Here is a 21,859-nt window from a genome sequence, read left to right on the forward strand (position 1 = left end):
AATGAGAATGAAATAAAGGTCGGTTAGGCAAGGCAATCGAAAATATGGATTGCGGATGTTTATTTTTTGAATTGTGGCCTGACAGACGGAATACCTGAATTGCATAGCGCGGGCACTTCGCCGCGCTATGCCAGTGGTGCCGCTCGGCTCCGACCGAGCGGCACGACCGGATGCGCTTACGCACTCACGCTCAAGGCGCGGCGGCGATCACATCGGCCACGGCGGCGGTCAGCTTCTTGCCGTACGGCACATGCAGGAACTCGTTCGGCCCGTGCGCGTTGGACTTCGGTCCCAGCACGCCGCACACCATGAACTGCGATTTCGGGAAGCCTGCCTTCAGCACGTTCATCAACGGAATCGTGCCGCCCTGCCCCATGTACGCGACGTCGGCGCCGTAGTGTTGACGCGAGGCGTCGTTGAGCGCGGTGGCGAGCCACGGTGCGAGATCGGGCGCGCTCCAGCCGCTGGCCGCGCCCGCGTCCGGCTTGAACGTCACCTTGGCGTTGTACGGCGGGTCGACTTCGAGCAGCGCCTTCAGTTCGGCGACGGCCTTCTCCGCTTCGATCATCGGCGGCAGACGCAGGGACAGCTTGAACGCGGTGCGCGGACGCAGCACGTTGCCGGCATCGGCGAGCGCGGGCATGCCCGCCGCGCCCGTTACCGACAACGACGGACGCCACGTCGAATTGAGCAGTGCTTCCCGCGGATCGGTGGTGGTGGGCAGCACCTGGCGGCCGTTCTCGCCGCACGCCCAAGGCAGTTTCTTCCAGACGTCGTCGCCGAGAATCTTCGCGGTCGCTTCGGCTTCGCGCAAACGGTCGGCGGGAATCTGCACGTGGAAGCCTTTCGGCAGCAGCGTGCCGTTCGCGGAGTCTTCGAGACGGTCGAACAGTTGCCGCATGATGCGGAAGCTCGATGGCGCGATGCCGCCGTAACCGCCCGAATGAATCCCTTCGTCGAGCACCTGCACTTCGAGGTCGCCGGCGACCAGCCCGCGCAGCGACGTGGTGAGCCACAACTGGTCGTAATTGCCCGCGCCCGAATCCAGACACACGACGAGCCCGACCTTGCCGAGCCGCTCGCGCAATGCGTCGACGTACGGCAGCAGATCATAGCTGCCCGACTCCTCGCAGGTTTCGATCAGACCGACGCAACGCGGACGCTCGATACCTTGCGCGTCCAACGCGGCAAGCGCGGTGATGCTGGCGTAGATCGCGTAGCCGTCGTCGGCGCCGCCGCGGCCGTAGAGCTTGTCGTTCTCGAGCTTGGGCGTCCAAGGCCCGAGGTCGTTGCGCCAGCCGTCGAACTCGGGCTGCTTGTCGAGGTGGCCGTACAGCACGATGGTTTCCTCGCTGCCGGAACGGGTCGCGGCCGTTTCGAAGAAGATCACCGGCGTGCGGCCCGGCAAGCGGATCACTTCGAGCTTCAGGCCGCGCACGGATTGCTGTTCGGCCCATTGCGCGGCGTCGGTGATCACGCGTTCCAGATAGCCGTTTTTGACCCACGCGGGATCGAACGCCGGGCTCTTGGCCGGAATCGCGATGTAGTCCGTCAACGCCGGCACGATCTCATCGTTCCATTTACGGTCGACGAATTCGCGTAGCGTGTCGTGGTTGATGCGTTGGGTCTGCTGGGTCGTATCGTCGGAGATCATGATGGCGTCCGTGTCGGATCGGGTCGGTCGAAACGAACATGATAGTCCTGATGCCCGACGCGCTGAAGCCCTCGCCACCCGGCCCGGCCTGACGGGGCCTGCGGCGACCGGGCGCGCGACACGAAAAATCGCTCCGCATGGACGCTGCGCAAAATAAACAATCGCGCGACAATCACGGCTTACGTTGCGTTCGAGGAGCGCCCCCATGGCGGGCAATGTCATCGTTCAGGCCGTGGCCGCCGTGCTCGCATTGGGGCTGTATTTTCTGCCGGCCGTTCTGGCGGATCGCCGCAAGCGTCACGACGTGCTGACGCTGGCGCTCTTCAACGCGTGCCTCGGGTGGACCGGTTTCGGCTGGCTGCTTGCGCTCTACTGGTCGTTGCAACCGAACCCGCCGAAGAACGTCGCCGGCGAGGTGGTCGAGACACGCAAGATCGTGCGGATGAAGGCTTTTTCGACCGCGTTGCTGGTACGCGTGCAACGACGCGCCACGGCACGGGATAGTTTGAAGAAGTAAGGCCGCGAAGCCGAGCTGGTTTGCCTGGCCGCCGGCGCTCAGGCGGCCCGCCGCCCCACCCGGCTCCATTGCACGGACCCGGCCGGAATGGAGCGCGGCGCGGCGCGCACGCTGGCCGGCGCGAACATCTCGCGGCGCAGTTCGCCGTGTTCGTCGAACCACTCGCAGATCAGCCAGTCGCCGGGATTGAGCGCCACCGGTCCCGCATAGGTGATCGTCATACGCGAGCCCCCGTCCTTCAACGTCACGACGTCGCCGACGTTGAAGCTCGCGGCTGGCGCTATCTGCAGTGCGTCAATGGTGGCGGTCGGCATATTCAATCCCCAGGAACTGTTGAGCGGCATTCAGGTCATTGCACCGGATTTTCGACGTTTGAACTGTTGAAGGATGACTCTAAAAAGAGAAGCCAGATTAACAATCGAATTTAATCCCGGCAAGCAATTTTTATTGACATCGTTTTCAGCGGCACTGCAATAGGTTTGGCATGGCGCGGTAGCACACAAAAAGCAGGGAAAACCCTTCAATGCCAAGCTGGGCATGCCGCTCATGCGGCACCGCACGAGCGCAAGAGTTACAGCCGTCAACTCGCTTTTCCAGTAGAAAATGCGAGTTGTATTTCCTCATATTTAATACGCTTACATGGTGCTATCAGGGTTTATTATGATCCCCGTCAAACCCGCCAAACGGAATTACCTATGAACGACGCGCTCACCGGCAAATAACTCACATGCAGTATTACGGTTTGTTGAAAACGCATAATAATTTCCGGCAAGCTAGATGAAAACGATTACCGGGGCATGATTTTCAAACCGGCTGTGCCGCGAGGCGCAGCGCATGTTGCTGATGGCGCACCAGCAGCACGCTCAAGCCGATGCAGACGAACATCAGGAGCGCATTGATCGCGAGACTGAACTGGAAGCCGTGCGCGTAGGCGTGGGGCGTCGAATGGCCGCCGATCACGCCGAAGAACGCACCGCTGATCGCCGCCGTGCCGAACGCCGAGCCGATCTGCAAAGTCGACGAGACCACGCCCGACGCGAGCCCGGCCTTCTCCGGCGCCACCTCCAGCAGCACGATGCGCACGATCGACGGCAGCAGCAAGCCGTGGCCGATCCCCGCGCACACCAGCCCCAGATAGAACGGCAGATCCGGCGTCACGGACTGCGCCGAGGCCCAGCCCGTGAACGTGAAGCCGACCGTCATCATCGCGAAGCCGAGCGTCAGCACGTGACTGCCGATCCGCTTGACCACCATCGGCGACGTGAGCGGGCCCGCCACGAAACCCAGCGCGAACGGCATGATCGCCATGCCGGAGGCGAGCGGCGTCCAGTGCAAACCTGTCTGCAGGAAAATCCCGTAGGTCAGGAAAAACGCGCTGTTGCAGTAGAACAGGAACGCGAGCACCAGACCCAGCGCGAACGCCGGATTGCGGAACAATTGCAGATCGATCAACGGATAACCGCCGTTGCGCTCCACCCGTCGCTCGGTCGCCACGAACAGCGCGAAGGCCGGCACCGCGAGCGCGAACATCGCGAAGGTCCACGCCGGCCAGCCGGCTTCGCGGCCATGGGTCATCGGGTAAATGATCAGCAGCAGCACCGCGGAGAGCAACGCCACGCCCTTCAGGTCGATGCCCGCGCGGGTGGCCGGCTGATTTTCCGGCACGAACTTCCATGTGCCGATGAACGCCACGATGCCGATCGGAATGTTGATCAGAAAGATGATCCGCCAGTCGAGCCCGAACGGGTGATAGGTGATCAACGCGCCGCCGCCCAACTGCCCGACGATCGACGACAGTCCGAACATGAAGCCGTACAGGCTCATCACCTTGGTCTGCCGATGCAGCGGCACCACCGCGCGAATCGTCGCGAGCACTTGCGGCGCCATCACTGCGGCGGCGATCCCTTGCACGATCCGCGAGATCACCAGCATGTGGCCGCTGGTGGCGAAGCCGCACAACGCGGACGCGACCACGAAGGCCGCCATGCCCGTCATGAACATGCGACGGCGGCCGTACAGATCGCCGAGCCGACCACCTGTAATCAGCAGCACCGCATACGACGACGCGTAGGCGGATACCACCAGTTGCAACTGCGCGTTCGTGGCGTCCAGCCCGGCATGAATCGACGGCAGCGCGAGATTGACGATGAAGTAATCGAGCGGTGCGAGAAACGCGCCGATGAACAGCACGGCGAGCGCCAGCCCCTGCCGTTCGCCGCGCGGCGCGGTTTGCTTCGCGCTTGCCGCCGTAGCGGACTTGATTGCTTCACAATTCATGACTGATCATTCAAAAATTAGGCAAAAAAAAATTTAGACGAGCGCGCGCATCGCGACGTCCACGATTTTTATCAGCGCGTCTTCCTGATGGGCTACGCGGCCCATCACGCGCAATCCCTGCATGATGCACAGCAGGAAATCGCCGACGGCTTTTTCGTCGAGCGTGGCGTTGAATGCGCCGCTCGCCTGGCCGCGAATCACCGACGCCGCGAGCAGGGTCGCCATGCGCCGCTGAATCGCGGCGACGCGGGTGCGCAACTCGTCGTCGCCCGGTTGCATTTCGAGCGTGGTGTTGGTGATGAAGCAGCTACGCTCGCCGGTCAATGCGCAAGCAACCCGGGCGTAATGCAGCAGCGCGTCGCGCAGTGCTTCTTCAGCCGGAACCGGCGCGTTCAGCCGCTCAGCGAGCCGCGCGACCGAACCTTCCGCGTAGTGATCCAGCGCGGCCAGCATGATGCCGTGCTTGTCGCCGAAGACGCCGTACAGGCTGCCGCGCAACAGGCCGGTCGCCTTGCACAGGTCGTCGATCGACGTGGCGTGGTAGCCGTGGTTCCAGAAGACCTGGCTCGCGCTCGCCAATACCGTGTTGGTATCGAACTCGCGCGGCCGGCCGCGTGGACACACCGCACCTGCTTTCTTCGCCGATTGTTTGGGAGAGCCGGATTGCTTCATGGACTGGATATTATGACTAGCCGTTCAAGAAAGCAAGGTCGAGTTTTTGTCGAATTTTCGTAGACCCCGGCTGGCGCGCTGTTCAGCCCGGCTTTCTCCACTTCTGATCCGCCTGCGTGAACAACTGATTCATCTCGCTGCCGCTGGCCGCTTCTTTCGTGAAATCGAACGTGCCGTGCTCCCGCATCTCGTGCGCCGCGCGCAGGAATGCGCCCAGCGCCGCGCGCGCCAGCGAGCCGCCCACGCTCACGCGACGCACACCGAGTGCCCGCAGGTCGTCGAAGCTCAGCACCACGCCTTGCAGGCCCATCAACACGTTGACCGGACGGTCCAGCGCGCCGACCACCGCGGCGATTTCTTCCCGCGTCTTCAGGCCGGGCGCGTACAGCACGTCCGCGCCGGCCTCCTGATATGCCTGCAAACGGCGGATCGTGTCGTCGAGATCGGGGCGGCCGGTCAGATAGTTCTCGGCGCGTGCGGTCAACGTGAATTTGAACGGCAGCGCGCGAGCGGCTTCGACTGCGGCGCGCACGCGCTCCACGGCAGCCTCGAACGTATAGATCGGGTCGTCGTCGCGGCCGGTCGAATCTTCGATCGAACCGCCCACCACCCCGGCCGCCGCGGCCTGGCGGATGGTTTCCGCGCAATCCTCGGGGGCGTCGCCGAAGCCGTTTTCCAGATCGGCGCTGACGGGCAAATCGGTGGCGCCGGCGATCTCGGCGAGGTGCAGCATCATCTGCGCGCGGCCGATCGCGTTATCCGGCAAGCCGCGCGTGAATGCGTAGCCGGCGCTGCTGGTGGCGAGCGCTTTGAAGCCGGCCAGCGCGAGCAGTCGCGCGGTGCCGATGTCGTACGGATTGGGGATGATGAAGGCTTCGCCGGCGGCGTGATACGACTGGAATTGCCGTGCTTTGTCGGATTGCGTTGTCATTGACGGTTCCATGGAAAACCGCCAGCCTCGGCAGGTTGCCTTGGCGCAGCGGTGAATCGTTGAGGAGGTTTGCAGAGCAACGAGAAAAAGCCGGCGGCGGGGTCAGCCGCGCACCGGCTTGCCGCATTATGACAGCGGCTTTGAAGGCGGCAACTCGCGATGCGGGCTGGGTTGTCGCCCGGGTTGTCGCTCGGATTTCAACTCAAATTGCGACTCAGGTTTCGAGCTTCGCGTCCAGCGTGATGGTGGCGTTCAGAACCTTGGAGACCGGGCAACCCGCCTTGGCATCTGCCGTGGCTTTGTCGAAGGCGGCTTTGTCGCCGCCGGGAATCTTCACCGCTACGTCGAGATGCACGGCGGTGATCGAGAAACCGCCGCCGTCTTTATCCAGCGTGACGGTGGCGGTGGTGCCGATCCGTTCGGGCGTGATGCCGGCCTTGCCCAGTTCCGCCGACAGCGCCATCGAGAAACACCCCGCATGCGCAGCCGCGATCAGCTCTTCCGGATTCGTGCCGATGCCGTCCGCGAAACGGGTCGCAAATGAGTACTGGGTCTCCTTGAGGACGCCGCTGTCGGTGGAAATCGTGCCCTTACCGTCTTGCAGGCCGCCTTGCCAGACTGCTGATGCTTTGCGCTTCATCGCTTTTCTCCTCTAGATGCCCTCTCGGGCGTACCCTCTCGGGCGGAAATCGAACTTCATCATAGGCGCTTCCGTGTGCCGGTGTCGTGACGATGCCGCAAATGCCCCAGCACGGAATTCCTCGCGCGAACCATATCAATATTGGTAACAATCTTTCTCTGGAAAGCCGCTTTTTCACGAACCTCGCAAGAAATAGACTGATTTCAACAGATCGGAACACAGCATTGCACCCGATCTCTCCAACAATCGAATCCCGGAGGTCATCATGAAATCGCTTATTTCCGCAGTGGTCGTTGCATCCGCTCTCATCGTTCCGGCCGTGTCGTTCGCGCAGCAGACGAATGGTCCGGTGACGCGCGCCCAGGTTCGCGCTGAACTGGTTGCCGCGCAGCAAGCGGGGCTCCTGAACCAGAACGACACCACTTATCCGAAGACCGTGCCGCAAAACGCGGTCCCGGTCGCGGTCGCTGAACAAGGTTCGCAGGACGTGGGCGGGACGAGCGCCGGATCGTCGGCGGCTGGCGCGCCCACGTCGGTACAGCAACGTTTGTTCTCGACTTATCGCGGGCAGTAAGCAGATCGCCGCTCTGGTAACGGCAACGAAGGGGTCTGGCTTTACCAGTAAAAAAGCGCTGAGGTGGCGAAGTGAATTCGCCGCCTCAGCGCTTTTTGTTTAATGCAGAAATATCGGATGCGGTTCGTGCAAAAACGCCCTTATTCGTCGAACGGCAAACTCTCCTGCCCGACCGCCCTCATACCGAACACATTCAACGTCATTGCCACCAGCGCGTAATAGCCGAGCAAGCCGACCAGATTGATCACCACCTGATGCCCGAAGCGCCCCACCGCCTTCGCATAAGTCGCGTCCGACACGCGTTTCGTGTCGTACAGCTCGCTCGCGAAATCGTGGATCAGCGCGTCGTCGGGGTCCGCGAAATCCGGACGATGCCCCTCGCGAATCGTCTCGGCATCCGCGGCCGGGACACCCGCTTCCAACGCAATCGGATAGTGGATGTACCACTCCGCCTGCGCCTGCCAGCGCGCGGCGGTCACCAGAATCGCCAGCTCCGACAGGCGCAGCGGCAAACCGGTCCGGTAGCGGCAGAACGCGCCCAGGCGCTGCGCCTGCTGCGCCAGTTCCGGACTATGAATCCAGCCGAGAAACGGCCCGTTCAGATTGCCGCGCGGGCCGGACAGAATTTCGTCCAGCACGGTTTTCTGTTCGGGGGTGACGTCGGACAGGTCGAAGTGAGGCAAACGCTCGGTCATCATCGGTCTCGCAGGTCGCGTGGCGTTGTCAAAGGTGAATGCGTGGCGGTCGGCATCACACGGCGGCCAACGCGCCGCCAATCGCCTCGCTCAGCCGCCCGACGATCTCGTCGATGTCGCGTGCCGTGCAGATGAACGGCGGCGCCAGCAGCACATGATCGCCGATCTTGCCGTCGACCGTGCCGCCCATCGGATACACCATCAAGCCGCGTGCGAACGCTTCGCGCCGGATCGCCGCGTGCAGTTTCACCCCGGCATCGAACGGCGTTTTGTTCGCGCGGTCCTTGACCAGTTCGACGCCGACGAACAGCCCGCGGCCGCGTACGTCGCCGATGTGCGGATGCTGCGCGTAGTGCTCGCGCAAGCGGCCGCGCAACTGCTCGCCGCGCGCCAGCACGTTCGGCAGCAGGTGCTCGTCGGCGATCACGCGCTGTACTTCCAGCGCGGCGGCGCAGGCGGTCGCGTGGCCGATGTAGGTGTGGCCGTGCTGAAAAAAGCCCGATCCGCCGACGATCGCCTGATAGATCCGGTCGCTCACCAAGGTCGCGCCGATCGGCTGATACCCGGCCCCGAGACCTTTGGCGATAGTCAGCAGATCCGGCGCCACGCCGTCTTCCTCGCAGGCGTACAGATAGCCGGTGCGGCCCATGCCCGACATGATCTCGTCGAGAATCAGCAGCACACCGTAGCGGTCGCAGACCGCGCGGATCTTGCGGAAATACTCGCGCACCGGCGGCACCGCGCCCGCGGTTGCGCCCACCACCGTTTCCGCGACGAACGCGGCCACCGAATCGGCGCCGAGTTCGAGAATCTTCTGCTCGAGTTCATCGGCGAGACGTTGCGCGAAGGCCGCGTCGGTTTCGTCGGCGCGTTGCTCGCGATAGGCATAGCACGGGCTGACGTGATGCGCCTCGATCAGGATCGGCAGGAACGGCTCGCGGCGCCATGCGTTGCCGCCAATGGCCAGCGCGCCCAGCGTATTGCCGTGATAACTCTGCCTGCGCGCGATGAAATGCCGGCGCTGCGGCTCGCCCTTCTCGACGAAATACTGACGCGCCAGTTTCAGCGCGGCCTCGATCGCTTCCGAGCCACCCGACACGAAGTACACGTGTTCGAGCCCGGCCGGCGCGCTCGCGACCAGACGGTCGGCGAGTTCCTCGGCGGCTTCGGTCGTGAAGAACGACGTATGCGCGTACGGTAACTGCTGCGACTGCCGTTTGATCGCGTCGATCACGCGCTGGTTGCTGTGACCGAGACACGACACGGCGGCGCCGCCCGAGGCGTCGATATAGCGCTTGCCGCTGGCATCGATGATCTCGATGCCCTCGCCCGCGACGGCAACCGGCAGCGACTGCTTCGGCGAACGATGAAAGACGGTGGACATGGTGGGCGGTTTCCTGGTAAATCCTGCTTTCGCGGAACGGCTGGCATTGAATCAACAATCGATACGTATTTATACTTCACAACAACATTTGTTGTCAAATGGCGCGACCGTGAACCACCCGGTGCCGTGCTGCTCCGGGTGATCTTTAACCTCGACTCAACCCAACATGTTCAAGGAACGTACGCGCCCTTGGCGTGCAACGACTGCTCGGCGATCGCGAGCTGTTCGACCGCGTCTGCGCCTTCCAGCGCCAGCAGATGCGCGACCAGCGACTCGGTAATCGCGGTGGCCGCCACCAGCGACGGAAAGAACGACGGACTCTCGTGAGAAAAGATCAGCACCTTGTCGGCATTCAATGCGATCGGCGAGACCGCGCTGTCGGTAATCGCGATCAGCTTGCTGCCTTTTTCCTGCGCCGCTTCGGCCACGCGCGCCGCCTCCACCGAATACGGCGCAAAACTGACGACCACGGTCGCACTATCGCGCTCGACGGTGCGCAGTTGCATTTCCAGCGTGCCCGCCTCGCCGTTGATCAGCGACACGGACGAGCGGAACAGCCGGTACTCGTAGACAAAACCGAAAGCGACCGCATAGCAGGAGCGAAAACCGGCCACGTGCACATGCGGCGCGCGTCGCAACAGACGTGCCGCTTCCACGATCGCGCGACCGTTGTGCGAGGCGGTGACCGCGAGATTGTGCTGTTGTGCGGCCAGCAGATCGATGGCCAGCGCGTCTTTCGATTTGACCAGCGAGCGAGCGCGGCTGGTCAGCGCTTCGGGCCGCGTGCGCACGCGCGCGACGAACAGGTTGCGCAATTCGTTCCAGCCGGGGAAACCGAGTTGCTGCGACAGGCGCACCAGCGAAGCCGGTTGCACCTGCGCGCGTTCGGCCACTTTGCGCATGGACGAGACCGCGACCTCGTCGGGATGATCGAGCAGGAAACCCGCTCCCATCTGGAACTGCGGACTCAGTTCGGAGAAGCGCGCCCTGATCAGGGCGGCGAGCTGGTCGAAACTGTCTGGCATGCGAATGTACCGGGCGAACGGCCGATGAGGATGACAACAAATGTTACCACCCGGCCCATCGCATCCAACATTAGTGACAACACGGTGGTAGCTGGCAAACGATAGCTGTCCTGTTGCAATCAAACCTGTCCCAACGTGTTTTTTGCAAACAAATCTGTCCCAGCGAGGAGTCGCTTTTCTGGGCGCATTCGCTAACAAATTGATTTACCGAGGATTAGAGGCGTGTGCAGCCTTCGCAAGCTGTGGTGCGAGTGACGCCTTTTTGAGCGTTGCAATATTTACAACTGCTCCTCTACTACAGATGAGTCGCCAGTCAGAACGCAGATTGTAGATAAATCAATAAGTTAGCGTTCCGCTTTGCAAACAAAGTTGGCCCGGCGAATCGCGTGTGCAAACGATAACTGACCCATGCAGAACAGTCGCAACCCATTGATTTTAATAGATATTTACCTCAGTAGCCGGAGTGTGATATACGGGAGGATTTTCACGGTCGAGTGCTAGCCTGTTTATACGTACTCGATGTTCGAACTGAGCACGGTATGACACCTCATGACGGCTGTTGAGTTGGACCGGATTCAGTCACACGGTCAGATACGCGCGAAGCTCTTTTTCGCTTCGAGTCGGTAAGGGGTCAACCGTGGAAACGACCGATTCGATTCCCCGCACATATTCTTCCGGCAAGTTCGCTTCGCGCGCCCCTACCACCACGTGGTGCTTGTACCAGTCATACGGTCGCAAGCCGGGCTGCTTGTCCGTGGCAACGTACGTCAGCGAGTCCATTTCGCCGCCAGCCGTTTCGACGCGAACATTGCTGGGTTCGTAGCCATGACCGGCCCCTTCGTATCTATCAAGCGCAGGCCGCTCGCTACTCGCGACTGAGAAAATGACGCCGTAGACCCGGTCGCCACCATTTCCAGTGTGTTCGCAATCACACTTGCCAGAGCCGTCTTTGCTAACTTTATCGAACGCGAGCTTATAGCCAATCAGAAAGCCGGTGGCGACTACCCTCGCGGAAGGCAGTCCCGCGACGAGCCGGCGAGTCGACATATTCGAGCCGTAGGCGAAATAGAAGAATTCATTGTCTGCCAACATGTATGCAATATCCGTCGTAAGAACCGCCAGACTCACGCGCCCTTAGGGAAGCCGTTCTCAGATGTATAAACTCAGGTCACGATGCGTGATGCCAATAAAAGCGTATGCCGCGTGCCGCGAACGCCTCCATCTATGACGCCGCGGCCACGCCTGCCTACGCTCAACGCAACAGCGGCCAAGCGAGGTATTCGGCGACTCCAACTGCTAGCGCGAGACAAACAATTGCCCCACTCATTGAGACCACCGTGATTCTGTCACCAGAATGCGTCCTGTACAGCAGCACCAGGCTTTCGAAACTCTTTGCACCCAGATTTCGGTAGAACATCGAGAAAAAGTAGAAGACTATGGTCGCTGCAATGGTCATTGCCCAGAGCTTCAATTCGTGAGGCCGCTTAAGTACCAGCAGCAGAACGAAAACAGCTGAGTATCCAAAGAGTGCGAGCGCAAATCCCCAATACAAGACAATGTCGCCAGCCAGCAGTGTTGCCTGTATTGACGGACGCCGCTTGCGTTCAATATCTCCTCCGACCATCCGGTTTAGCCTATGGAACGCCGCACGCGCAAAGGAAAGCGCTGCGGCCACCGTCTTTTGCCAATCTCCTGCTGACTTCCGTAGTTCCCCGAGAGTTCTGTTAGCAAAGCTCGCAACGCGCAGCGCAATCAGCACTATGACGAAGAACTGCAGCCACGAGCTCGAAGAAAAAGGTTCGGCAAGTTCTAAAAGTTTCGTGATGTCCTCAGTCATAACGCCCCTCAATTAGAAAAAGTCAGTTAATACGTCGTTTCGCTTCTCTTATACAACTCTGGTTAGCTCAACACTGATTGCGGCCGCTCGTTCCACTTCCTTAATTTAAAAGTGTTCAAGCGGCGCCCGCCTCTGCAAAAAGTTCAGAGAACAGCGGGCGCTCATCGGGCACGACCGCCATTCTAGAGACAGTGCGCGCCGCCGAGACGGCCGCGCGGAGTTCAAGCAGGGTCCAGTTCGCTCGAGTTGCTGCTGCAAGCAACAAACTGAGAGAACTACCTGCAATGACCTGTTCAAAACGGGTCGTAAGAATCCGCCTCGCTTTTTTGTCGTCAAGTACGACGCTCCCCAACCCGTCGACCGCTATCGCAATTGCAGCGCTTTCGCCATCGTCCAGCGTATCCGTAGCAGGGCCACTCACCAGCGAAAGATAGGTCTCATATGCCTGTTCGGACATCCGGCAAAGTTTGAGGCAGCCGTGTTCGAGCAAAGGCTGGAGCGGCGCTCCTTCTGCTCGCTGACCAGGCATCCGCCGAACCTCCGCCGCCGTTCGCTGTTCCACCCAGCATGTGGCACCGATGGCTTGCAGGATTTCCTTCGGTCTGCCGGTACCCAAAAGATTAAACAGCACGCTGGCGTCCAGGACTAGCGGTCCTGTTGGAAATTCGCTAGATGGCAAGCGCAAGCTCTTCTCCTTCGCCATCCGGCGCGACGTGTTCCAAGACTTCGCGAACGGTTCCCAAATCGAGTTGCAGCTTGCGCGCAATCTGTTGCTCTGAGAGCAACCCCTTCTCGAATGCTTCTGCTGCAAGAAGCAACGTGCGGGGGGTGAATCTTCCCGCAACCTCCGGTTCGTCGAGTTCTCGCCGCACTTCTTCCAGATGCTGCGTTCCGAGGCCTCTTGCCTTCAGCGAATCAAACGTACCCCTCGGCAGCAAACCCAAACTCTCAAGCCGGCGCGTCATCGCCTCAATCGAGGTATGGAAGTACACCGCCATTGCGAGCAACTGCCGGACCGAAAACTGCCCTGCTGCATCCCGTAGCTCTGCCGCCTTCTTACGAACAGTCATTGCCGGCATTAAAAAAGCACGCGCAAAGGCATCACAAAACTTCTCTTCACGGTCTGAAAAATCGTCGTCGGTCATGTGTACGACGACTCCGGCGCGTCGCAACAGCGCGTGACAAAGCTCGTGAGCCAGCGTCAGCCGTCTACGGGAAGCGGGATGAATTGCATTCACGACGATAAAGCCACCTATCTCGTCGTCGTAGGCGAACGCCCCGCTCACCTTGGACGGCAGTCCTCGTTCGAAAACGCGCAAACCCATGTCGAGTTCGACCAAAGCAATAAGGTCTGGTATGGGCCCGAAGCCGATTCCCAACCTCTGCCGGACGCCAAGCGCCGCATCTTCGGCCTGCTGGTCGACGGGACCCGAGCGAGAGACGCTCACAATAGGCAGGTCGGGTTGCAGCATCGGTCGTTCGAGCATCTTCTCGAGTTCTACCGAGGCGGCGGCAAGTTTGTTCAGAAGAAGATGTGCAACCGCGCCGTCGACATCATCGCTGTTGGTATGGGCGCGAAACTTCAGTTCCATATCCAGACTTGGCGTCCCGGCGGCAAGCAGTTCGCTTTCGGGCACAGCATATAGCTCGGCAAATGCCCGGAGCTCATCGGAAGAAACGGGACGCTTGCCGCTTTCGATAGCGACGACAGTCGTCCGTGCAAAACCCAACTTCTGTGCTGCCGCTTCCTGCGTCAGCTTTGCAAGCGAGCGGGCACCTTTAAGTCGCGGCCCCAACACTTCAGGGCGGACCTTAATTTCGATAGCCATGCTATCCCCTCGCGATTTTCGAAATCCATGAATCCTGGCCACACGTGGCCAGGAATGCGCTCCACTCGAGGGCGTGCTGTTCCAGCAGGCCTGAGAGCTTCATTGTGGTTACTGCGATGTCATCGTCGACAAACCGGCTTAAATCGATTGCAGCCGCCTGGACAGCACGACGTTGTGAGGCAGTTCCTGCATCTGCCAGCCGTTGCATGTCGCGTACACCGTTGCGTGCCAGGTCTCCAAAAAATTTCAACTTCACTTTGTTGTCGCCTGGCCGGAGAGCGTCCTCCAGCGAACTCGCCTTCAAGTTATTGAAAAGGTATTCAGTGCCATCTTCGAGTCGAGCACTGTGTTCCGCAGCGCGTCTAAGCAGACAGTTGCCACAAATACCGCAATGGTATTTTTTCTGGTCGTGCGAAGCTAAACGCGCATCACAGGAACAGGACGGATGCCGACTCAAAATTGCCCGTACGTCTTCGCGGTGCTCAGCAAGAGCACGCAATAGTGACCCTTTTGTTTCGAAAAGCGCGGGGTGGTAGAACGCGACGTGACTCCCCGTCAACGCTTTAAGAAAATTGGACAGTTTTGCAGTAAATCCCGGGTAGCAGCTGCGGTGCTTCGGCTCGTGTCCCGTAGTGACCAACGAGCCTCCTATGCTCCCCTGCCCGTTTTCGGGAATCATCACGCGGTTCCCGCCTGATGCAATTGCTCCGAGGCTGGCCAGGAGATAAAACATAAAAGGCCTTGACCTGAAACTACCCTCCGGATGGCGAAGCCTTCGGACCTTGACGGGCACGCCCACATACTGCACCCCCGCCATGTTCTTCCGTTGCAGAGCACTCCGGTGCCCGCCTGCCGAACGCGCGTCAGCATAGACGCACACAACTTCGGTTTCCGGCTCGGATAATTGCAGCAGTCTTACCTGGCCATAAGAGTCCAGCCCGTGAGAGAATGGGACGAAAACGATGTCACGGTTGCGCAACGAAATATCGGATAGCGGCGATTGTTGTAATGCCGGCGCTGCCCCGTCTCGCGCGACAAACTCGAAGGACCAGCTATCCCCAGTCAGGTAGTTGAGACATTGCACGAGCGCATCGCGCACCCCCGGCATCAGCCAGGCATTGAGCTTGAAAACTGGAATTTCAATGTGGATGCGACGGGTCCAACTCTTTGCGTGATGTCGCCGAAGCGAGCGGTCGGCAAACTTAACGGCGCCAATTAGCGTCATAAGGTCGTGCGCGATGCCGTCCGACTCTTGAAAGGCGTATTCCGAAAGAGTACTCGCATCAACCTGAATGTCTTCGCCCAAGCGGATAATCTCAACCTTGGCTGACTTACGTGCGCGCTTCGTGGTGACCCGAAAAGCGGTTACGGGGATATCAATCACGGGCATGTGAGCGCTCATATATTGAGGCTTAGGCCAAAGTCCAACATATCTTTCTTGTCGAGCTTGCGCTTCGCTTTTGGTGCAGGGTCTTCGGAAAAATCGAGCTCAGCCACAAGTCTCGTCATTTCCCGACGCAACGAAGCGCTCTGAAACTCGCCAAACTGGCCCGCGACGGACAGTGCGCAATGTTCAATTCCCTGAAGGGCGCAGTCTGAGATAACCGTTGCACGAACTGCTTCGTGAAGTTTGTCGACCGGGTCGCCGTAGATAATCAAGCGAGCAACTTCACATGCACCTTGCTCAAGCGGCCTTTCGGCACGGCGCTCAAAGTCGTCCACGACGGCGAGCAGGCTGTCGACGCGGAATAGGTCTTTGCTCGCCCGTTCGAGTTGTGCGGTGAGCTCGGCGAACCAAGGAGCGCGTACCCCCAACTCCCACTCGTTACAAGTTGCCCGATGTATCTCCAAGGCCGCTTCACTTTCGCCAGCGGCTTCAGAACGCTCCACCAGCCGCACTGCTTTGCGCCAGTGCGATTTGAGGGCTACCGTCGTATGAAGGTCGTCACGCATTCACTCTCCAAGGAGCCTGCATAACGCAATCATAGGCTCAAAATTGACAATGTCAAAGAAAAACTTTTTTACGCTTGACTATGTCAAAATACGTGGAATTGCTATTTGCTTGAAAAATATAATAGCTAAAAACTATTTATCGTACGGCGGTTGGCTCCCGTGGCAGTAGATGGACTCGGACGCTTACTACTTTGAGAGGCGCGGCGTTTTTATCCACGGAGCGAGCACCCGTAGCTACGGTTCCGCTTTCCACCAAAAATCTTGAAAATCTAGTCGAAAAACACTGGGGCAGGTATGGGCGGAAAAAGGAGCGATATCAGTTATCGCTAGCGGGAGACGCGAGATAGAGGCTGGAACCTCGCCGAGCGCTGAGCAGCGCCCCGATTTCCATCATAGGGCAAACGTTCCTGCGAATAGAGAGGCTTCTTTGCAAATGCCTAGATTAGAATAGAGCACGCGAAAAATAGTCAGAAAAATTCTTTATATTCAATCCCTTGCAATTTTTCACCAGACCCAATATGACGTGAATCCGTTCGCAATATGACGTGTCCGGCACCGAAAAGACACTGACGCGACTTCGTCCGCGTGTGCACGCTACGCGAGACCCTCTCGTCGGCACAATGCTACGCCAGGGTCTCGTACTATCGCTTGTTTAACCCTACGCAAGGTCGCGCGCTAAATTCGTCGAAACAACTGGGCAACCATGTCCGGGAAGAAGTCAGCATTGAACCACAGTTCCAGGCTGGCTAAGGAGTGCACTTCGAAGTCGCATGCCCATTCCTGAAGCCTCTGCTCGCTTCCTGTACGTCAGTAATGGCGCGTTACGGGTCTCGCGCCGCGGTTTCACATGTATCCGACCTCACTCCTTACAGTCCGAGTCGTAGTCAGTAACATTGCACTCAAACGTGCGAGGAGTAGCAACATGAACAAGAAGATTCTGGGAGCGGCGCTCGGTCTGGCAGTGCTGGCAGCATCAACGGAAGCATCGGCACACGTCGACGCCGCCATTGGATTGGGTATCCCCGGCGCCGTGTATGCGCCAGCAGAGCCAGTGTACGCATCGCCACCTCCCGTCATGTACGCTCCCGCACCTGTCGCCGTCGCGTACGGTGGTGATGACGACTGGCGAGCCCGCGAATGGCGCGGACGTCGCGAGTGGCGTGAACGTGAATGGCGCCGCCAGGAATGGCGCGAGCACTAGTGGCGAGAGCATCGTGATTGGCGTGGGTATTGAAGCGACGCCAGAAGGAGCCCCATCTTCGGCATATATGGCTCGAACTCGCAGACTCTGAAATTCCCCGGTGTGGAGGTTGCGCCGCTGCTCGCACCGGGGACGCGCTCGCCGGAAGCGCAGTTCTGTAACCTGTGGTGGATTAACCCTGGCATGCGCTTTTCCGGATGTTGATAAACGGCCGGGCGCCCCGTCAGCGGCGCAATGAAATACCCTCCGCCGGCAAAGCCAGAGAGGGGTGAGAGAACGTCGACGCTTTAAACCTGCGCGAGGGTCACGCTTGCTCTGCTGCTTCCGCAGCGCCTTCCATATTAAGCGTCGCGCTGAAAATTGGCCAACGCTTCTGCAGCTGGCGTGCCAGTCGAGCGCCGCGCTCTTCGATGTTTTCCCGACGGTAGCCCTGACTTAGCCCGCTGCGCGTCGCTGCCAATGCCTTCACTGTCTTCATTCCAGAAGAGAGGTACAACGAGGGTGAGGTGACTTTAGCCTCAACGGTCTTATCCTGGCAGGCGCTGTTCAGACTGCCTTCCAGTAGAAGCAGATTCCCGAGGCGATGCTTGTGCTGCTCGTATTGGTCGGAATCGACGAAGCCATAATGCTCAATGCTGAAGGACGGCTTCTGCGGGAGAACATGCTCAACAGAAAGCCCGCCAGAGTTAAAAGTCACCAACTCCTCGATGCTTGCCGCAGGCAATGGTAGCTCGGCGCGTAGCGCGTCTTCTTCTTCCCATAGCATCCGATGAACCCCGGCGTTCCGATACAGCTCCTCAGTTTCTAACTGTTGCACCATCAACGTGTCCGGCATGAACTTCTGGCAGAACCATCTCAGCCGGGTCGCTACTTCTGAAACGCTTAGCTTCGAAAGGTTTCGTGTAATGGAGAACACATCGGCTTGAGGATTCGTGCCTTTCAGTTTGAATACTCGAATGTCGGTGACTTCCACAAGCTCCTGCAGCGTCCGCGAGTCCGTGTCTCCGACCTCCTTCAGCCATCCATTCAACTGAAGCCGGATGACCAACGGATACAAAGTGGCATTCAAGTCCTGTACGACGAGAAGCATATACGTGTCGCGGTCGGTGCGCGTCGCCCGGACAATCGCTTCCAGCCCGAAAAAGAAAGAGGTAAGGTCCTCCGTATAATTTTCGATGAATGAACGCAGGACGTCGGGCTTAGCACGCAGATTCTGAAGTGCTGGTTTCAGGAATGTCTCCAGGACGGAAGCGGACGTCGCGTTGTAGTCGCCCCCAGCGTCGACGCCAAATATGCGTCCGTCATAGGCAAGGTAGTGGTACCGGAGGACATCGTCTTCAACAAACGCATCCCGGTCAATGTTGCGAATCTTAAACCCACGTTCGGCTGCCAGGTCTTTAACGTTATTGAAAGCGCGGAAAGCCTTGCCGAACTGGACGGCAATATAGTTGTCCAGTTCGCCACCGAGGTATCGGTTCGAATAATAAACGAGCAGGCTCTTTACAATATCCATCTTGGCCAGAGGCACGCCGCGGTCATTGACCGTCTGGAACATGCGGATGGCCTTTCCTTCATCGGGCTCGATAAACTCGAGCACTTCCATTTTCGTAAGTGTTTTGAGCCACTTGATAAGTAGGGGATGTCCTCCTTGCTGAACCAGGTCTCGGACGCGCAGACGGATGTGCTCGTAATTGTCTGCTAAGCGCTTCTGTCCAGCCGACTCTGGCGTTGGATTTTTCTTCGCCAGCATGGCCTGAAAGAATTCCATGTTGTCACCCAACACCTGAAACTTTACTCCGTCAAGCGGGCTACAAATATAGGAGCTGTACATGGCACTGCGCACGCGCTCTTCCGCCAGCGCGTCAATCAGCGCGCCCAAAAGCATTGTCAACGTTGTCAACCGCTGCTGTCCGTCGACAACGAAAACCGGTTCTCCAGGTGCTCTCTGCGAAAGGATAAATGTCCCCAGATAGTGACCTCCAACATCGATTGCCTCTTCAATGTCGGAAAAGAGTTCGTTGATATTTCGCTCGCGCCACGCGTAGTCGCGTTGATAACTAGGTACGACCAGATTTTTGCCTGCGAAGAACGTTTCGATGGTCTGCTTGCTCACGCTCAATCCTGATATCGATAAGTGGAATACGCAATGCAAGTGAACGGACGGAGAATGGCCCCCGGTAGTTGAAATTGAGTTTCCGGAGTATTCGTTGACCGCATATTGTGCGATATCTTACCGTCGCGTGGTTCGAAGGGGCTGCGCTCGCTGGCACTGCACCATGTTGCGCTACGTGGCAGAACTCGCCAGCACAGACGGATGCGCGCTGTGTCGCAGTTAGCCGCGTAGCGGGAAGCTCAGTATCTCGCAGCGCTCGGTCTGACAGCATCGGCACACGTCGACGTCGCCATCGGACTGGGCATCCCCGCCGCCGTGTATGCGCCGGCGGAGCCAGTGTACGCACCGTCACCTCCGTCATGCATGCTCCCGCAAGCGTGCGGTGGTAGGCGCAGTCGGGGCATTATGCTGGGCTTCACGCTGTCGTTGGTGCGGTCAGTGGTTGCATGGTCGGCAGGCACATTGCGAAGCAGCACGCTCAACAGCAAGCCGCGCAACGCCAGGCGACACAGGCGCAAAAGGGCGTCGTACGCTCGGTGTGCCAGGTGGACCGAGAAGAACGCTGGTCCATCAGGCAACTGCAAACTACGCTTAGGTCGTCAATTCGACGTTCGGCTCGACTGTGGCCACCGGAGTGGGCACAGCCACACTCTTGCGCGGCGCTTTTTTCGCAGCAGTCCCGTTAGCCGGCACCTTCGCCCTCACCGCCCTATTGGCAGCAGTCTTCTTCGCCGCCGGAGCCTTCTTCGCAACTGCCTTCGTAACCATCGGTTTCGCATCGGCCGCAGCACCGGCGCCGCCAATCAGAAATCGACTGCGGTTTTTGGCGTTGGCAATCCACGCCGGCGCGCGCCCACGTCCACTCCATGTCGCGCCGCTCTTGGGGTCAAGATAAAGCGCCGGCTGCGGGCCCCTGACATAGTTCCCGGCTGTCGCCGATTTTTTGGCAGCAGGAGCGGAAGACACCGCGTTAGCTTCAACCAAAAACTTCGAACGGTCCTTCGCGCTAACAATCCAAGCCGGCGCACGGCCGTGTCCGGTCCAAGTGGAACCGGTCTTCGGGTCACGATACTTCGCGGCCGACGCCGACGACTTCGCGGCAGCCTTGGCGCCCGGCTTAGGTCCACGTTTCTTGCCACCTGCATGCGCATCGATATCCGCAGTCGTCAGCCCATGCTTTGCCATCAACTCATGAATCTTTTCAATGACACCCGACGCTTGCTTCGAGATGAGAGACTCGGCTTGCTGCTCCAGTTTTTTGATTCTTGCCTGCAGTGATTCGAGAGTTGCCATTTTGGCCTCCGTAGCCGTGACGCCGGAACTATGCCACACGCCCGCGTTGAGTTGCGAATCGCAAGCACAGATATTCTCTGCTATCAGCAATGGGTCGAAGCGACGGATGTTTCGGTCCGCTGCCAATCCCGGCAAGAGTCTATTAACGCCAGACAGGAATCCGGTAGTCGGCGACGAACTCGTTGGTAACGTCTACCTTGTTCACACTTATCAAAATATTCGCTCAGCTTGCCCATTTCATCTCATACTGCACGAATAACGAAGTCTGCGTGTGAACCTGTACAGGACCGTACCTCATAAAGTCTTTCACCACCTCCGCATGCGGGTGGCTGCGCTTACGATTCGGGTCCGAACTGAACACACCTAGCGATGGGCTAAACTGCTTGGCGTCGCGGTAAACCCCGTAGTTCCAAGATTATTTTGACCGCTCTCCGATAGCACGGCGGATAGCGACCGACACAACGCAACTGATTGCTCGGGTAGGTAAAGGATAGCAAGACACAATGCGGCCGCGCTCAATGGTAACCACAACTGGCCGGCGGCAGCCAAACCTTGCCTTACTAACGACGGCGTAACAGCGGGCACCGCCTTGACTCTCTGCAAAAAGGCAAGAGCTGCGGAAATGAACCCTGCTTTCATTCGCGCCAATGGAGCGCCCGATACGCCTTTCATATTGCAATTATCAAGGAATAGAAGGATAAGTCCGAGGTAACTAAGCTAACGGCATACTCGACCGAGTCTTGATGAACAGCTGAAAACAATTTTTCTCGCCGCGGCCTTTAGCTGGACCAGTCCACATGCTCGTCAGGTGTCGTTCGATTCGCATCCGGACTAGTCAATACCCTCAATATCCAGAATCTGAAATACCTGGGCAAGCACTCCGTTTTTTCGCCAAATTAACCATTTGTTATAGCAGGTCTGCATTGGCGAATATATATGCGGTAGCTGAGACCAGCTCTCGCCTGTCTCCAATATCCAGAGGATGGCGTTCAAGACATTTCTGTCACTTCGGGTCGGACGACCTCGACGGACTTCGGTCGAGTCATGGAACAGGTGAGCTACGCGGGCCCAATCATCGTCGGACAATGGCACACGTGAAGCAGAACCTTTTTCGACTGTCATTGCCACTTCCCCTCGAACAGGTCAGATTTCTGGTTTTAATTACTTGTTTGTATTGAACTAGATTTACTCACTGCACAGTGTGGAGTGTTGACACGCGACTCAAAGGTGGTTTCGATAAACGCGTGCAAGTCAGCGCTAAACG

General features: G+C 58.9%; 21 protein-coding genes. 3 read left to right on the forward strand and 18 right to left on the reverse strand.

Going from position 1 to position 21,859, the window contains the following annotated elements; all coding sequences use genetic code 11:
* Nucleotides 1-190: 190 nt before the first annotated feature.
* Nucleotides 191-1,654 carry a M20 family metallopeptidase gene (locus BX591_RS13830; protein ID WP_111932013.1) on the reverse strand — a complete coding sequence of 488 codons (1,464 nt, stop codon included), beginning with the start codon at nucleotides 1,652-1,654 and terminating at the stop codon, nucleotides 191-193.
* 205 nt (nucleotides 1,655-1,859) lie between these two features.
* Here BX591_RS13830 and BX591_RS13835 point away from each other — a divergent pair, with 205 nt between their 5' ends.
* Entirely contained in the window at nucleotides 1,860-2,171 is a 312-nt protein-coding gene (locus BX591_RS13835; RefSeq protein WP_111932014.1) for a superinfection immunity protein, read from the forward strand.
* A gap of 38 nt (nucleotides 2,172-2,209) precedes the next feature.
* Here the strand turns inward: BX591_RS13835 and BX591_RS13840 are convergent, their stop codons facing one another.
* From BX591_RS13840 to BX591_RS13860, 5 genes are all read right to left on the reverse strand, one after another.
* On the reverse strand, nucleotides 2,210-2,485 hold the full coding sequence (locus BX591_RS13840; protein ID WP_111932015.1) for a YodC family protein: 276 nt from the start codon (nucleotides 2,483-2,485) through the stop codon (nucleotides 2,210-2,212).
* A 490-nt stretch (nucleotides 2,486-2,975) separates the two neighbouring features.
* Entirely contained in the window at nucleotides 2,976-4,448 is a 1,473-nt protein-coding gene (locus BX591_RS13845) for an MFS transporter (protein ID WP_111932016.1), read from the reverse strand.
* Between the two features lie 33 nt (nucleotides 4,449-4,481).
* Nucleotides 4,482-5,120 (reverse strand): TetR/AcrR family transcriptional regulator, encoded by a 639-nt coding sequence (locus BX591_RS13850; protein WP_111932017.1) that lies wholly within the window; start codon nucleotides 5,118-5,120, stop codon nucleotides 4,482-4,484.
* An 82-nt stretch (nucleotides 5,121-5,202) separates the two neighbouring features.
* The gene (locus BX591_RS13855) at nucleotides 5,203-6,051 is read right to left on the reverse strand and encodes an isocitrate lyase/PEP mutase family protein (protein WP_111932018.1); all 849 of its coding nucleotides are present in this window, start codon (nucleotides 6,049-6,051) and stop codon (nucleotides 5,203-5,205) included.
* A 214-nt stretch (nucleotides 6,052-6,265) separates the two neighbouring features.
* Nucleotides 6,266-6,691, reverse strand: a complete 426-nt coding sequence (locus tag BX591_RS13860) for an OsmC family protein (protein ID WP_105506390.1) — start codon at nucleotides 6,689-6,691, stop codon at nucleotides 6,266-6,268.
* Nucleotides 6,692-6,956: 265 nt separating this feature from the next.
* Between BX591_RS13860 and BX591_RS13865 the strand changes: the two genes are divergently transcribed.
* On the forward strand, nucleotides 6,957-7,265 hold the full coding sequence (locus BX591_RS13865; RefSeq protein WP_105506389.1) for a DUF4148 domain-containing protein: 309 nt from the start codon (nucleotides 6,957-6,959) through the stop codon (nucleotides 7,263-7,265).
* A gap of 140 nt (nucleotides 7,266-7,405) precedes the next feature.
* Here BX591_RS13865 and BX591_RS13870 read toward each other — a convergent pair whose 3' ends face one another.
* The 9 genes from BX591_RS13870 to BX591_RS13910 form a co-directional block, all read right to left on the reverse strand.
* Nucleotides 7,406-7,960 carry a carboxymuconolactone decarboxylase family protein gene (locus tag BX591_RS13870; RefSeq protein WP_111932158.1) on the reverse strand — a complete coding sequence of 185 codons (555 nt, stop codon included), beginning with the start codon at nucleotides 7,958-7,960 and terminating at the stop codon, nucleotides 7,406-7,408.
* Nucleotides 7,961-8,015: 55 nt separating this feature from the next.
* Nucleotides 8,016-9,344, reverse strand: a complete 1,329-nt coding sequence (locus BX591_RS13875) for an aspartate aminotransferase family protein (protein WP_111932019.1) — start codon at nucleotides 9,342-9,344, stop codon at nucleotides 8,016-8,018.
* Nucleotides 9,345-9,514: 170 nt separating this feature from the next.
* The gene (locus BX591_RS13880; protein ID WP_111932020.1) at nucleotides 9,515-10,369 is read right to left on the reverse strand and encodes a MurR/RpiR family transcriptional regulator; all 855 of its coding nucleotides are present in this window, start codon (nucleotides 10,367-10,369) and stop codon (nucleotides 9,515-9,517) included.
* Nucleotides 10,370-10,948: 579 nt separating this feature from the next.
* Nucleotides 10,949-11,461 (reverse strand): gamma-glutamylcyclotransferase family protein, encoded by a 513-nt coding sequence (locus BX591_RS13885; RefSeq protein WP_111932021.1) that lies wholly within the window; start codon nucleotides 11,459-11,461, stop codon nucleotides 10,949-10,951.
* Between the two features lie 160 nt (nucleotides 11,462-11,621).
* Nucleotides 11,622-12,206, reverse strand: coding sequence for a hypothetical protein (locus BX591_RS13890; RefSeq protein WP_111932022.1), 585 nt, complete (start codon nucleotides 12,204-12,206; stop codon nucleotides 11,622-11,624).
* Between the two features lie 115 nt (nucleotides 12,207-12,321).
* Nucleotides 12,322-12,909 (reverse strand): PIN domain-containing protein, encoded by a 588-nt coding sequence (locus tag BX591_RS13895; RefSeq protein ID WP_111932023.1) that lies wholly within the window; start codon nucleotides 12,907-12,909, stop codon nucleotides 12,322-12,324.
* Entirely contained in the window at nucleotides 12,875-14,035 is a 1,161-nt protein-coding gene (locus BX591_RS13900) for a helix-turn-helix domain-containing protein (RefSeq protein ID WP_111932024.1), read from the reverse strand. Before BX591_RS13900 ends, BX591_RS13895 begins: the two co-directional genes overlap by 35 nt.
* A 1-nt stretch (nucleotide 14,036) precedes the next feature.
* Nucleotides 14,037-15,425, reverse strand: a complete 1,389-nt coding sequence (locus BX591_RS13905) for a hypothetical protein (RefSeq protein ID WP_244146961.1) — start codon at nucleotides 15,423-15,425, stop codon at nucleotides 14,037-14,039.
* Between the two features lie 8 nt (nucleotides 15,426-15,433).
* Nucleotides 15,434-15,988 (reverse strand): hypothetical protein, encoded by a 555-nt coding sequence (locus BX591_RS13910; RefSeq protein WP_111932026.1) that lies wholly within the window; start codon nucleotides 15,986-15,988, stop codon nucleotides 15,434-15,436.
* A 922-nt stretch (nucleotides 15,989-16,910) separates the two neighbouring features.
* Between BX591_RS13910 and BX591_RS13915 the strand changes: the two genes are divergently transcribed.
* A complete protein-coding gene (locus BX591_RS13915; RefSeq protein WP_111932027.1) occupies nucleotides 16,911-17,189 on the forward strand; it encodes a hypothetical protein in 279 nt (92 codons plus the stop codon).
* 304 nt (nucleotides 17,190-17,493) lie between these two features.
* Here BX591_RS13915 and BX591_RS13920 read toward each other — a convergent pair whose 3' ends face one another.
* The 3 genes from BX591_RS13920 to BX591_RS37340 all read right to left on the reverse strand — a co-directional run bounded on the left by BX591_RS13920 (nucleotide 17,494) and on the right by BX591_RS37340 (nucleotide 21,717).
* The gene (locus BX591_RS13920) at nucleotides 17,494-19,302 is read right to left on the reverse strand and encodes a DUF262 domain-containing protein (RefSeq protein ID WP_111932159.1); all 1,809 of its coding nucleotides are present in this window, start codon (nucleotides 19,300-19,302) and stop codon (nucleotides 17,494-17,496) included.
* A gap of 591 nt (nucleotides 19,303-19,893) precedes the next feature.
* Nucleotides 19,894-20,595: an H-NS family nucleoid-associated regulatory protein gene (locus BX591_RS13930; RefSeq protein ID WP_111932029.1), complete on the reverse strand. Its 702-nt coding sequence runs from the start codon at nucleotides 20,593-20,595 to the stop codon at nucleotides 19,894-19,896.
* 831 nt (nucleotides 20,596-21,426) lie between these two features.
* Nucleotides 21,427-21,717, reverse strand: a complete 291-nt coding sequence (locus tag BX591_RS37340; RefSeq protein WP_111932030.1) for a transposase — start codon at nucleotides 21,715-21,717, stop codon at nucleotides 21,427-21,429.
* Nucleotides 21,718-21,859: the final 142 nt, after the last annotated feature.

Source organism: Paraburkholderia bryophila, assembly GCF_003269035.1.
In the GTDB taxonomy this organism is placed as follows: Bacteria; Pseudomonadota; Gammaproteobacteria; order Burkholderiales; family Burkholderiaceae; genus Paraburkholderia; species Paraburkholderia bryophila.